Origin of the sequence: Dactylosporangium sp. NPDC051485 (assembly GCF_040682015.1) — a bacterium.
In the GTDB taxonomy this organism is placed as follows: Bacteria; Actinomycetota; Actinomycetes; order Mycobacteriales; family Micromonosporaceae; genus Dactylosporangium.
In genome coordinates, this window is sequence record NZ_JBFAZW010000014.1 from 26037 (window position 1) to 38469 (window position 12433).

Sequence of the window (12433 nt, forward strand, 5' to 3'; positions counted from 1 at the left end):
CGCCGAGCCGCGCGGACCAACAAAAAAGCGGGCCTATAAAAAGGACCTCAGCGACGCTCCACCGCGGCCATCACCACGTCGAAGCGATCCGCCACCGGCGTGTTCCAGTGCGGGGCCTCGGCCGCCATCGCCGCGCGGGCCGCGTCGACGCCGGCCTGCCACGCCGCCTCCGCCGAGGACGAGGACGGACCGGCCAGGCTGGACGGGCGCTCGCCGACCGGCACCCGCGGCGGGTCGGACAGCAGGTTGCCCGCCGGGACGTCGACGACCGGCAGCCCGCTGTCGACCACCGCGGCCTCGCGCCGGGCCTCGAAGGCGGGGGCCTCGTCGACCGCGGCGTGGTAGATCGCGGCGGTGCGGGCGGCGATGGCGTGCCACGAGTGCCGTTCGCGGACCATCTGCCGGGCCCGCCTGGCCAGGGTCTGGGCCAGCATCGGGTCCTGCAGGAGGGCGTCGACGGCGTCCACGAGGCCGTCGGGCTCGCCGACCGGGAAACGGATGCCGGTCACGCCGTGCTCCACGATCGAGGCCAGGCCGCCGGTGGAGGCCACGACCAGCGCGGCGCCCGAGGCGGCGGCCTCCAGGGCCACGGTGCCGGTGGGCTCGTAGCGGCTGGGCATCACGAAGGCGTCGGCGGCGGCCAGCACCGCGGCCAGCGTGGGCTGGTCGAGCGTGCCCGGGAAGGAGACCGCGCGGTGCAGCTTGAGCCGCCGGGCCTCCTCGATGAGGGTGCCGCGGTAGTCGCCGTCGCCGACCACGACCGCGCGGGTGCCGGGGTGGCGCTCGCGGATGGCGGGCATGGCGGCCAGGAGGTCCTGGACGCCCTTCTCGGCGATGAGCCGGCCGGCGTAGACGATCAGGGGGCCCTCGCCGGCGAAGCGCAGGCGGGCCGAGAGCACGGCGCGGGGCTCGGCGGTCCAGATGTCCGGGTCGATGCCGTTGGGCACGACGTCGACCCGCTCGGCCGGGACGTCGAAGAGGTGCTGGATCTCCCAGCGCAGGTACTCGGTCGGCACGATCACCCGGCAGGCCTCGGAGCCCAGCCACCACTCGACGGAGTGCACCGAGCGGCTGGTCTCGCCCGGGAGGTACCCCTGGTGGCGCCCGGCCTCGGTGGCCTGGAGGGTGGCCACGAACGGGATGCCGAAACGCTCCTTGAGGGTCACCGCGGCGTGGGTGACCAGCCAGTCGTGGGCGTGGATCACCTCGTAGCCGGCGGCCGGCGCGGTGCGGATCGCGGCCTCGGCCAGCAGGCGGTTCACCGCCATCGTGTGACTGAGGTCGGAGTCGTCGGAGGGAGGAAGGGCGGAGGGGGGGAGGGCGCAGGCGCGCACGACGCGCACCCCGCCGAACGTCTCGTTGGCGGGGGCGCCGGGCCGGTGCGGGCTGACCACGGTGACGTCGTGGCCCGCCGCGACCAGCGCCGCGGACAGGGCGGAGATGCGGCCCTGGCGTACGGCTATGGCTTCACTCGACGGAAATTCCCAGGCGATCATCAATACGCGCATAGCGGATACCTCTCGTCGCCGACTGTCACCGTAGCGCGTTGCGCCGGGTTCGGGGGCGGGCTTCGCGGGACAATTTCGTTTTTTCCGATCGCTGCAAGTTGCAGTTTTGCCTGATGACCGCACGTGCGTGGAGGACCGCCGCGACCGAGCGGGCGGAGAACGGGGCTCCGGTCGCGCGGTGTGGGGCGTCACCCTCCGCTATCTCGCTCACCGACCCGAGACCGCACTCGCCCAAATGTGCCTCGACGGCGCCCAGTAGCGCGTCGGCCGGTCGGCCGGCCGCACACAGCGCGTCGGCGTACGGCCCGAGCCACCACGGCCACACCGCTCCCTGGTGGTACGCGGTGTCCCGGGCGACCACGCCGCCCCGGTGGGCCCCCTCGTACCCGTACTCCCTCGGGGCATGCGTGCGCAGGCCGAGCGGCGTCAGCAGTTCACCGCCGACGGCCCGCAGCACGACGTCGCGCAGGTGCGGCTCCTCCGTGCCGAAGCCGTACGGCAGGCTGAAGGCGAGCAGCTGGTTGGGGCGCAGCACCGAGTCGTCGTGCACGCCGCTGCCGCCCTTGGGGTAGGGCGCCGGGCCGGCGTCGACGAGGTCGTAGAGCCAGCCGTCGGGGGCCCGGAACCGCTTGACGAACTGGGCCCGCGCCGCGTCCCGGCGGGCGTGCACGACCGAGGCGTCCCGGCCGCAGCGCTCGCGCAGCACGCTGATCGCGCCGAGCGCGTTGGCCCACAGGGCGTTCATCTCGACCGGCTTGCCGTCCCGCGGGGTCACGGGGCCGCGCGGCAGGCGCGCGTTCATCCAGGTGAGGCCGGCGTGCTGGGCGTCGAGGGCCAGCAGGCCGTCGAGCGGGTCGACGGTCACGCCGTCGCGGGTGCCCTTGGTGTAGGCGGCGACGACGGCCTCCACCGCCGGCAGCAGCTCGGCGCACAGCTCCTGGTCGTCGGTGCGGGCGATGTGGCGCTCGACGGCGTGGACGTACCACAGCGGCCCGTCGGCGTCGCGCAGCTCCTCCCGCCGCATCCGCTCGCCCAGCCCGGCGTGGGCCCGCAGCAGCCGGCGCCCCTCGGCGTGCCGGCCGGTGTGCAGGAACAGGCCCTCGTAGGCGGTCATGGTGTCGCGCAGGTAGCTGCCGAACCAGGGGTAGCCGGCCACGACGGCGGGGACGCCGCCGTCCTCGACGATGAACTGGTCGGCCGCGAGCACCAGCAGCTTGTCGGCGGCGGCGCGGGCGCCGGCCTGCCGGACGAGCTTGCGGGCCCGGCGCCGGGCCTCCTCGACGACGGCCGGGCCGGCCGGCAGCGGCTCGTCGCGGTCCTCGCCCGAGCAGGCGGTGACGGTGAGGGTCTCGCCCACGCGCAGGGTGGCGGCGAAGGTGCCGGCGGCGTAGAGGTCCTCGAGCGGGTTGAGGCCGCGGGCGGCCTCCTCGCGGTGGTACGCGCCGAGGTACCACTCCCCGACCGGCTTCCAGCCGGGCCCGTCGAGGCGATACGGAAGATCGCCGAGCGGTTCGCCCGTGCTGTACCGCTCCGAGTCCGCGTCCCGCCAGGTGCACAGCGCGGTCAGGGTCAGGGTCACCTCGGCGCCGGGCGGGGCGGCCACGAGCCGGTGCACGACGGCCACCGCGTTGCGCCCGCGGGTCATGGCGACCTCGCGCTCGAGCACGTACTCGCCGACGCGCCAGCGCCACCGCGGTACCGAATCCACGATCTCGAAGGATTCGAGCAACTGGTGCCCGGCCGGTTCGAGCGCGCCCGAGACCCACTCGTGCATGGCGAGGCGGGCGTCGGGCCGGCCGGGGACACTCAGCACCGGGTCGAGGGCGGCCAATGCGACCTGCCGGTCCGGCGTGACGAGGAGCGCGTGGTAGCGGCGCGTTCGCAGGCCCGCGATCGTGCCGGTCGCGTACCCCCCGAGGCCGTCGGTGACCAACCACTCGGACTCGAATCCGGCCGGCGTCGCGCAGGCATGCGGGCCGAAGGTCATCACCGATCCCGGGGGCATGTGCCCAACTATGATCTCTACCCCCTCATTTCAAACGCGCGCCACGGCTGAATTTGCGTGAGATTCATCCTGGGAGCCTGTCGGAAACCAGACCTACCGGGCGGCACGATTCATTATTGGTCGCGAAGGGCAAAAGGCAGCCAGCTTCACGCGTACCCGCGCGTGAACTTTCGACGCACGTAACACTGTGGCAACTGGTGGCGCCGTTGCATCCCGGTGCCGAGACCAGAAGACGCCGAGGGCAGGAGCGAGCATGCAGGTCTGGCCGGGCAACCGGTACCCGCTGGGAGCGACCTACGACGGGCAGGGAACCAACTTCGCCATCTTCAGCGAGGTGGCCGATTCGGTGGAGCTGTGCCTCTTCGACGACGAGGACCACGAGGACCGCATCAGGCTCGTCGAGGTCGACGCGTTCGTGTGGCACGCGTACCTGCCCGGGATCGAGCCCGGGCAGCGCTACGGCTTCCGGGTCCATGGCCCCTACGACCCCGGCCGGGGGCTGCGGTGCAATCCGCACAAGCTCCTGCTGGACCCCTACGCCAAGGCCATCGACGGCGACATCAGCTGGGATCCGGCCGTGTACGGCTACGACTTCAACGACCCGGAACGGATGTCGACGGCCGACTCGGCGCAGTTCATGCCCAAGGCCGTGGTGGTGAACCCGTACTTCGACTGGGGCAACGACGCCGCCCCGCGGGTGCCCTACCACCACACGGTCGTCTACGAGGCCCACGTGCGCGGCCTGACCATGCGCCACCCCGACATCCCGCACGAGCTGCGCGGCACGTACGCCGGCATCGGCCACCCCGCCGTCATCGAGCACCTCAAGCGCCTCGGCATCACGGCGCTGGAGCTGCTGCCGGTGCACCACTTCGTGCACGACCAGCGCCTGGTGGAGCTGGGCCTGTCGAACTACTGGGGCTACAACACCATCGGGTTCTTCGCCCCCTACCACGGCTACGCCAGCCGGCACCGCGGCCAGCAGGTGCAGGAGTTCCGCGGGATGGTCAAGGCGCTGCACGCGGCCGGCATCGAGGTCATCCTCGACGTGGTCTACAACCACACCGCCGAGGGCAACCACCTGGGCCCGACGCTGAGCTTCCGCGGCATCGACAACGGCCACTACTACAAGCTCGAGGACGAGGACAGCCGGCACTACACCGACTACACCGGCACCGGCAACAGCCTCAACGTGCGCAACCCGCACTCGCTGCAGCTGGTGATGGACTCCCTGCGCTACTGGGTCACGCAGATGCGCGTCGACGGCTTCCGCTTCGACCTCGCCTCCACGCTGGCGCGGGAGTTCTACGAGGTGGACCGCCTGTCCACGTTCTTCGAGGTCGTACAGCAGGATCCGGTCGTCAACCAGGTGAAGCTCATCGCCGAGCCGTGGGACGTCGGCCCCGGCGGCTACCAGGTGGGCAACTTCCCGCCGCTGTGGACGGAGTGGAACGGCCGCTTCCGCGACACGGTCCGCGACTTCTGGCGCGGCGAGCCGGCCACGCTGGGCGAGTTCGCCTCGCGCATCTGCGGCTCGGCCGACCTCTACCAGGACGACGGGCGCCGCCCCTTCGCCAGCATCAACTTCGTCACCTGCCACGACGGCTTCACGCTCAACGACCTGGTCTCCTACAACGACAAGCACAACGAGGCCAACACCGAGGAGAACCGGGACGGGGAGAGCTACAACCGGTCCTGGAACTGCGGGGCGGAGGGGCCGACCGACGACGCGGCGATCAACTCGCTGCGGGCCAAGCAGCGGCGCAACTTCCTCGCCACGCTCATGCTCTCGCAGGGCACGCCGATGATCTGCGCCGGCGACGAGCTGGGCCGCACGCAGCAGGGCAACAACAACGCCTACTGCCAGGACAACGAGATCAGCTGGATCGACTGGGAGAACGTCGACGACCAGCTGCTCGCCTTCGCCCGCGGGCTGGCCCTGTTCCGCGAGCGGCACCGGGTCTTCCGCCGCCGGCGGTTCTTCACCGGCCGGCCGGTGGCCCGGACCGAGGGCACGCCGCTGCCGGACGTGGCCTGGTTCGCCACCGACGGGCGGCTGATGACCGGGGAGGAGTGGGACAACAACTTCGGCCGCGCGCTGATGCTCTTCGTCAACGGCGAGTCCATCACCGAGCGGGGCTCGCACGGCGAGCGCCACGTCGACGACTCGTTCCTGCTGTGCTTCAACGCCCACCACGAGCCGCTGGAGTTCGTGGTGCCGCCGCAGGAGTACGGCAAGGAGTGGGAGCTGGTGATCGCCACCGCGACGGGACCGGCCCGCGACGGCGTCTCCTACACCGCCGGTGGCACGATCACGGTCCCGGACCGCTCCCTCGTGGTGCTGGACCGCACGGTATGACGGTCCCGAGGACCACCTACCGGGTGCAGGTGCGCCCGGACTTCGACCTCGACGCGACGGCCGGGCTGGCGCAGTACCTGCACGACCTCGGCGCGAGCCACTGCTACTCGGCCCCGCTGCTGACCGCGACGCCCGGCTCGCCGCACGGCTACGACGTGGTCGACCCGCGCGCGGTGAACCCGGGGCTGGGCGGCGCAGCGGGGCTGGACCGGCTGGTGGCGGCGCTGCGCGCGCACGGCCTCGGGCTGGTCGTCGACATCGTGCCCAACCACATGGGCCTGTTCCAGCCGGCCGCGAACCCGATGTGGTGGGACGTCCTGGCCAAGGGCCGTGCCAGCCGGTACGCCGGCTGGTTCGACATCGACTGGGAGGCCGGACCGGTCGTGGTGCCCGTCCTCGGCTCCGCGGCGCTGGACGACCTGCGGATCGAGGACGGCGAGCTGCGGTACTACGAGCACCGCTTCCCCATCGCCGAGGGCACCGGGGCGGGCAGCCCGCAGGAGGTGCACGAGCGGCAGCACTACCGCCTGGTGTACTGGCGGGAGGGCAACGAGCGGCTCAACTACCGGCGCTTCTTCGCCGTCACCGAGCTGGCCGGGGTGCGTGTCGAGGACCCGGCCGTCTTCGCGGCCACGCACGCGGAGATCCTGCGCTGGGTGCGCGAGGGCCTCGCCGACGGCATCCGGGTCGACCACCCCGACGGCCTGCGCGACCCCGGCGAGTACCTGGCCCGGCTGCGCGCGCACGCCCCCGGCGTCTGGCTGGTGGTCGAGAAGATCCTGGAGCCCGGCGAGCCGCTGCCCCCGCAGTGGCCCGTCGACGGGACCACGGGCTACGACGCGCTGGCCGAGGTGTGCGGGCTGTTCATCGAACCGGAAGTGTCCGACCCCTCGTGGCAGGCCGAGGCCCACACCCAGAAGCTGGACGCCACGAGCCGCCTCTTCCGCGCCGAACTCCACCGCCTGACCCGCATCACGGGCCGGGAGGCCGATCTGCCGGTGCTGTCCCAGCTCGCGGCAAACTTCCGCGTGTATCGGACGTATCTCCCGTACGGCGGCAACGATCTCGACGAGGCGGTCGCCAGGACCCGCGAGCAGCGGCCCGACCTCACCGAGGACCTCGAGCGGCTCCTGCCGCGGCTCACCGACCCCGGCGACGAGGTCTGCGCGAGGTTCCAGCAGCTCACCGGCGCCGTGATGGCCAAGGGCGTCGAGGACACGGCGATGTACCGCTGGAACGGCTTCATCGCCCTCAACGAGGTCGGCGGCGACCCGTCCCGCCGCGGCGTCGACGTCGAGGAGTTCCACGCGGCCGCCGCGGCCCGCCAGCGCGACTGGCCGGCCGGCATGACGACGTTGTCCACGCACGACACCAAGCGGGGCGAGGACGTGCGGGCGCGCCTGGCGGTGCTGAGCGAGGTCCCCGCCGAGTGGGCCGCCGTCCAGCGGGGCTGGCGCGAGATCGCCCCGCTGCCCGACCCCTCCTTCGAGGACCTCTTCTGGCAGACGATCGTGGGCGCCTGGCCCATCGGGGAAGAGCGGCTGCGGCGGTACTTCGAGAAGGCCGCCCGCGAGGCGAACCGCTCGACGTCGTGGGACGCGCCCGACGAGGCATTCGAGTCCGCCGTGCGGGCCGTGCTGGCCCGGGTCTTCACCGACGGCGGCCTGCGGGCCGAGGTGCGCGACTTCGCGTCCCGGATCACCCCGTTCGGCTGGAGCAACGCGCTGGGCCAGAAGCTGGTCCAGCTGACCATGCCGGGCGTGCCGGACGTGTACCAGGGCACCGAACTGTGGGAGAACTCCCTCGTCGATCCCGACAACCGCCGCCCGGTCGACTTCGCCGAGCGCCGCGACCTGCTCGCGGCGCTCGACGCCGCCGTCGCGGCCCGGCTCCCCCTGCCCCCGGTGGACTCCTCCGGCGCGGCCAAGCTGCTGGTGGTGAGCCGGGCGCTGCGGCTGCGGCGGGACCGCCCGGAGCTGTTCACCGGCTACCGCCCCGTGCCGGCGGCCGGCGCCGCCGAGCGGCACGTGGTCGCCTTCGACCGCGGCGGCGCGCTGAGCATCGCCACCCGCCTGCCGGTCGGCCTGGCCGGGCGCGGCGGGTGGGGCGACACCGAGCTGAAGCTGCCGGGCGGGGACTGGGTCGACGCGCTGACCGGGCGGCCGGCCTCCTCCCCGGCCGTCGGCGACCTGCTCGCCACGTATCCCGTCGCGCTACTGATGAAGGGCTGACATGGAGTTTCGGGTGTGGGCGCCGGCGGCGCGGCGGGTGGTGCTGCACAGCGGTACCGAAACCATCCCCATGACCGGCGACGGGCAGTGGTGGACGGCCGAGGATCCCGGCGCCGGCCACGGCACCGACTACGGATTCGCGCTGGACGACGACGAGCGGGTGCTGCCCGACCCGCGCTCGCGCTGGCAGCCGGGCGGGGTGCACGGGCGCAGCCGGGTCTACGAGCACGACCGCTTCGCGTGGGGCGACGCCGGCTGGACCGGGCGGCAGCTGGCCGGCAGCGTGCTCTACGAGCTGCACGTCGGCACGTTCACGCCGTCCGGGACGTTCGACGGGGCGATCGAGCGGCTGCCGTACCTGCGCGAGCTGGGCATCGACCTCGTCGAGCTGCTGCCGGTGAACGCCTTCAACGGGGAGTACAACTGGGGCTACGACGGCGTCGGCTGGCACGCGGTGCAGGAGAGCTACGGCGGTCCCGACGGGCTGAAGCGCTTCATCGACGCCGCCCACCGCGAGGGCCTCGGGGTCGTCATCGACGCCGTCTACAACCACTTCGGCCCGTCGGGCGCCTACCCCCCGCAGTTCGGCCCGTACCTCTCGACCGGCGCGAACACCTGGGGCCGCTCGCTCAACCTGGACGAGGCCGACAGCGGCGAGGTGCGCCGGTGCATCATCGACAGCGCCCTGCAGTGGCTGCGCGACTACCACGCCGACGGCCTGCGCCTGGACGCCGTGCACGCCCTGGTCGACCGCGGCGCGACCCACCTGCTGGAGGAGCTCGCCGCCGAGGTCGACGCCCTGGCCTGCGCGGTCGGCCGGCCGCTGTCGCTCATCGCCGAGTCCGACCTCAACGACGCCAAGCTGGTCACCGCCCGCGAGGCCGGCGGCTACGGCCTGCAGGCCCAGTGGGACGACGACGTCCACCACGCGCTGCACGCCATGCTGACCGGGGAGCGGCAGGGGTACTACGGCGACTTCGGCTCCCCGGAGTGCTTCGCCAAGGTGTGGCAGGAGGCGTTCTTCCACGCCGGCACCTGGTCCTCGTTCCGCCGCCGGGTGCACGGCCGCCCGATCGACCGGGCCCGCATCCCGGGGCACCGCTTCGTGGTCTGCCTGCAGAACCACGACCAGGTCGGCAACCGCGCCACCGGCGACCGGCTGACCGCGACCCTCTCCCCCGGCCTGCTGCGGGTCGGCGCCACGCTCCTGCTGACCTCCCCGTTCACGCCGATGCTCTTCATGGGCGAGGAGTTCGCGGCCCGCACCCCGTGGCAGTTCTTCACCAGCCACCCGGAGCCGGCCCTGGCCGCCGCGGTGGGCAAGGGCCGGCGCGAGGAGTTCGCCGCCCACGGCTGGCCGCCGGGCGACGTGCCGGACCCGCAGGACCCGGAGACCTTCGTCCGCTCGCACCTGGACTGGGCGGCGCTGGACCAGGACGTGCTGGCCCTCTACCGGCGGCTGATCGCGCTGCGCAAGACCCTGCCGGGCCTGTCCGACCCGCGGCTGGACCGGGTGCACGTGATCCACGACGACGGCGTCCTGGTCGTCCGGCGCGGCTCGCGGACGGTGGTGGCCAACCTGACGCAGGTGCCCCGCACGGTGCCCCTGCGGGCCGAGCGCGTCATCTTCGCCACCGACGACGCCGTCGTGCTGCAGTCGGACCTGCTCACGCTGCCCGCGGAGTCCGCCGCGATCCTGTGACCCGCTTGACGTGCCGTACCGGCGCTGCTTAAGTAACCAAGAGGTTAGGTAACCAATTGGTTAGGTAGGCCATGGACGAGGACAGGCTCAGCGCCACCTTCGCGGCGCTGGCGGACCCGACGCGGCGGGCGATACTCGCGCGGCTCAGCGACGGCGAGGCGACGGTCAAGGAGCTGTCGGCGCCCTTCGCGATGAGCGGGCCGGCGATCTCCAAGCACCTGCGCGTGCTGGAACAGGCCGGGCTGATCTCGCGCGGGCGGGAGGCGCAGTGGCGGCCCTGCCGGCTCGAGCCCGGGCCGCTGCGGGAGGTCGCCGCGTTCGCCGAGCGCTACCGCCGCTTCTGGGACGAAAGCTACGCCCGCCTGGACGCCTACCTGCAGTTCGTACAGGACGACATCGAGGAGCCGCGTGATGCGTGACGATCTGGGCGTGACCGGGTTCGAGCTGGACGGCGAGGCCGGGGTGCGCATCACCCGGGTCGTGGCCGCGCCCCGGGAGCTGGTGTTCGACGTGCACACCAGCCCGGAGCACCTCCCCAACTGGATGGTCGGGCCGCCCGGCTGGACCATGACGGTCTGCGAGATCGACCTGCGGCCCGGCGGCGCGCTCCATTACGTGTGGCGCGACGCCGACGGCGGCGAGCTGAGCATCGGCGGGACGTTCGAGGAGGTGCTGCGGCCCGAGCGGCTGGTCAGCACCGAGGCGTGGAGCGGCGACTGGCCGGCCACCCGCAACACGGTGACCTTCGACGACCTCGGCGGCCGGACCCGGATCACCACGCACATCGCCTACGCCTCCCCGGCCGCCCGCGAGACCGCCCTGGCCAGCGGGATGCGGGAGGGCATGGACGCCGGCTACGCCGCGCTGGACGCCTACCTGGCCGGGCAGCACCTCCCCATGCGGCTGGAGCTGGTGCCGGTGCCGGTCAAGGACGTCGACGCCGCCTTGGCCTTCTATGCGGACAAGCTCGGCTTCCGCCTCGACCACGACGTGCGGCCGGGCGGCGGGCCGCGGGTCACGCAGCTGACCCCGCCCGGCTCGGCCTGCTCGATCCTGCTCTACAGGGACCTGCCTGGGCTGGACCTGCCGCCGGGCACGCTGCGGGGGCTGCACCTGGTCGTCGGCGACGTGCGCCGGGCCCGGGAAATCCTGCTGGGCAAGGGCGTGGACGCGGGCGAGGTGCAGGACATGGGCGGCATCCTCTACGTGCCCTTCGCCGACCCGGACGGCAACACCTGGCTGCTGCAGGAGATCCCGCCGAACTCCGGCCGCCCGGACGATGGCACAGTCGGCTGATCGGCCATGTCCCGCACCGGCCTTCGACCGTAGCGTGCGCGTGCCATCATTCATCACCCGCGATATGGCGGGTCCCTCACGGGGAGAGTACGTGCGGCAGAAGCTTCACGACATGACCATCACCAACGCGGCGCCGCTGATGGGTCCGGGCGAGCGGGCCCTGGCGACCGGGCGGTGCCGGGTCGGCAAGGCCAACGTGGGACGCAACGTGGCCATGGCGGCCGCGTCGGCGATCCTGTCCGGCGGCAGCATGATGATGTACCAGCAGAAGAAGGCGTTCTACATCCTGCTCACCAACGAGCGGCTGCTGATCCTCGAGGCCCACTGGCTCACCGGCCGTCCGACGATGAACGCGGTGGCCGACATCCCCCGCTACGTGATCCGGGTCGCCGAGGCCAAGCGGGGCGTCACCGCCACGGTGACCCTCGCCCTCGGCACGAACGGGGAGGGCCTGCGGCTGTCCTTCCCGGCGCTGGACAAGGAGGGCGCGGACAACCTGCTGCGCGCCCTGCAGTACCAGGCGGTCTGACCGTACCGAAGGCGCCGTCCCGGCCCGGGGCGGCGCCCTTCGTTTGGCGATCTAATATGAACTTCGTATTATCGGAGGCAGATAGGTTATCGATCACAGAGGAGTCAGTCGTGGAGCTCACCGTCGTCGCCGCCTCCGGGGGAACCGGGCGGCACATCCTCGACCAGGCCGTCGCGGCCGGGCACGACGTCACCGCTGTCGTGCGCAACCCGCGCAAGCTCGACGGGCTCGGGAACCGGGTGCGGATCGTCGCCGTGGACCTGGCCAGCCCGGACGCCGGGGCGCTGCGCGAGGCGGTGGCCGGCGCCGGCGCCGTGCTGTCCGCCCTCGGCGCCACCAGCGCGCACGAGGAGGGCGTGGCCGAGCGCGGCACCCGCGCGGTCGTGGCCGCGATGCGCACGGCCGGGGCGCACCGGCTGGTGGTGCTCAGCGCCGCCCCGATCGGCACCGTGCCCTCGCCACAGCGGCCCACCCCGCCCAGGCACGATCCCGGCGACGGGTTCTTCATGCGCCACCTCGGGGTGCCCTTCGCCCGCACGAAATTCCGCGCCCACTACGCCGACCTGGCCCGCATGGAGGACGTGGTGCGCGGCAGCGACCTGGACTGGTCGATCTCCCGGCCGCCGATGTTCACCGACAAGCCGGGCACGGGCCGCTACCGGGAGGCGTTCGGGCGCAACATCCGCGGCGGCTTCTCCATCCCGCGCGCCGACGTGGCCCACCACATGCTCGGCCTGGTGGACCGCCCGGAGACCGTCCGCCAGATCATCGGGGTCGCCTCGTGAAGACGGCGCCGCGCGGGG

Annotated in this window: 9 protein-coding genes; 7 read left to right on the top strand and 2 right to left on the bottom strand. The window is 72.8% G+C overall.

Annotated elements, in window-relative coordinates; genetic code table 11:
* Positions 1–47 precede the first annotated feature (47 nt).
* Both AB0M46_RS10365 and AB0M46_RS10370 read right to left on the bottom strand, forming a co-directional pair.
* The gene (locus AB0M46_RS10365; RefSeq protein ID WP_363334525.1) at positions 48–1508 is read right to left on the bottom strand and encodes a glycosyltransferase family 4 protein; all 1461 of its coding nucleotides are present in this window, start codon (positions 1506–1508) and stop codon (positions 48–50) included.
* A 25-nt stretch (positions 1509–1533) separates the two neighbouring features.
* Positions 1534–3513: an amylo-alpha-1,6-glucosidase gene (locus tag AB0M46_RS10370; protein ID WP_363334527.1), complete on the bottom strand. Its 1980-nt coding sequence runs from the start codon at positions 3511–3513 to the stop codon at positions 1534–1536.
* A gap of 253 nt (positions 3514–3766) precedes the next feature.
* Here AB0M46_RS10370 and glgX point away from each other — a divergent pair, with 253 nt between their 5' ends.
* The 7 genes from glgX (at position 3767) to AB0M46_RS10405 (ending at position 12415) form a co-directional block, all read left to right on the top strand.
* On the top strand, positions 3767–5872 hold the full coding sequence (glgX, locus tag AB0M46_RS10375) for a glycogen debranching protein GlgX (protein ID WP_363334529.1): 2106 nt from the start codon (positions 3767–3769) through the stop codon (positions 5870–5872).
* Positions 5869–8103, top strand: a complete 2235-nt coding sequence (gene treY / locus AB0M46_RS10380; RefSeq protein WP_363334530.1) for a malto-oligosyltrehalose synthase — start codon at positions 5869–5871, stop codon at positions 8101–8103. The genes glgX and treY overlap by 4 nt, the downstream gene beginning before the upstream one ends.
* Position 8104: 1 nt before the next feature.
* Positions 8105–9805: a malto-oligosyltrehalose trehalohydrolase gene (gene treZ / locus AB0M46_RS10385; RefSeq protein ID WP_363334531.1), complete on the top strand. Its 1701-nt coding sequence runs from the start codon at positions 8105–8107 to the stop codon at positions 9803–9805.
* Positions 9806–9876: 71 nt separating this feature from the next.
* The gene (locus AB0M46_RS10390; RefSeq protein WP_363334533.1) at positions 9877–10224 is read left to right on the top strand and encodes a metalloregulator ArsR/SmtB family transcription factor; all 348 of its coding nucleotides are present in this window, start codon (positions 9877–9879) and stop codon (positions 10222–10224) included.
* On the top strand, positions 10217–11101 hold the full coding sequence (locus tag AB0M46_RS10395; RefSeq protein WP_363334535.1) for an SRPBCC domain-containing protein: 885 nt from the start codon (positions 10217–10219) through the stop codon (positions 11099–11101). The genes AB0M46_RS10390 and AB0M46_RS10395 overlap by 8 nt, the downstream gene beginning before the upstream one ends.
* A gap of 112 nt (positions 11102–11213) precedes the next feature.
* Complete coding sequence (locus AB0M46_RS10400) at positions 11214–11630, top strand: hypothetical protein (protein WP_363334537.1); 417 nt, start codon at positions 11214–11216, stop codon at positions 11628–11630.
* A gap of 110 nt (positions 11631–11740) precedes the next feature.
* The gene (locus tag AB0M46_RS10405; RefSeq protein ID WP_363334539.1) at positions 11741–12415 is read left to right on the top strand and encodes an NAD(P)H-binding protein; all 675 of its coding nucleotides are present in this window, start codon (positions 11741–11743) and stop codon (positions 12413–12415) included.
* Positions 12416–12433: the final 18 nt, after the last annotated feature.

Excerpts from the sequence above, each read along its gene's own strand:
- treY (WP_363334530.1), top strand. The coding sequence starts at position 5,869 with ATGACGGTCCCGAGGACCACCTACCGGGTGCAGGTGCGCCCGGACTTC.
- AB0M46_RS10365 (WP_363334525.1), bottom strand. The coding sequence starts at position 1,508 with ATGCGCGTATTGATGATCGCCTGGGAATTTCCGTCGAGTGAAGCCATA.
- AB0M46_RS10400 (WP_363334537.1), top strand. The coding sequence starts at position 11,214 with ATGACCATCACCAACGCGGCGCCGCTGATGGGTCCGGGCGAGCGGGCC.
- AB0M46_RS10370 (WP_363334527.1), bottom strand. The coding sequence starts at position 3,513 with ATGCCCCCGGGATCGGTGATGACCTTCGGCCCGCATGCCTGCGCGACG.
- glgX (WP_363334529.1), top strand. The coding sequence starts at position 3,767 with ATGCAGGTCTGGCCGGGCAACCGGTACCCGCTGGGAGCGACCTACGAC.
- treZ (WP_363334531.1), top strand. The coding sequence starts at position 8,105 with ATGGAGTTTCGGGTGTGGGCGCCGGCGGCGCGGCGGGTGGTGCTGCAC.
- AB0M46_RS10390 (WP_363334533.1), top strand. The coding sequence starts at position 9,877 with ATGGACGAGGACAGGCTCAGCGCCACCTTCGCGGCGCTGGCGGACCCG.
- AB0M46_RS10395 (WP_363334535.1), top strand. The coding sequence starts at position 10,217 with ATGCGTGACGATCTGGGCGTGACCGGGTTCGAGCTGGACGGCGAGGCC.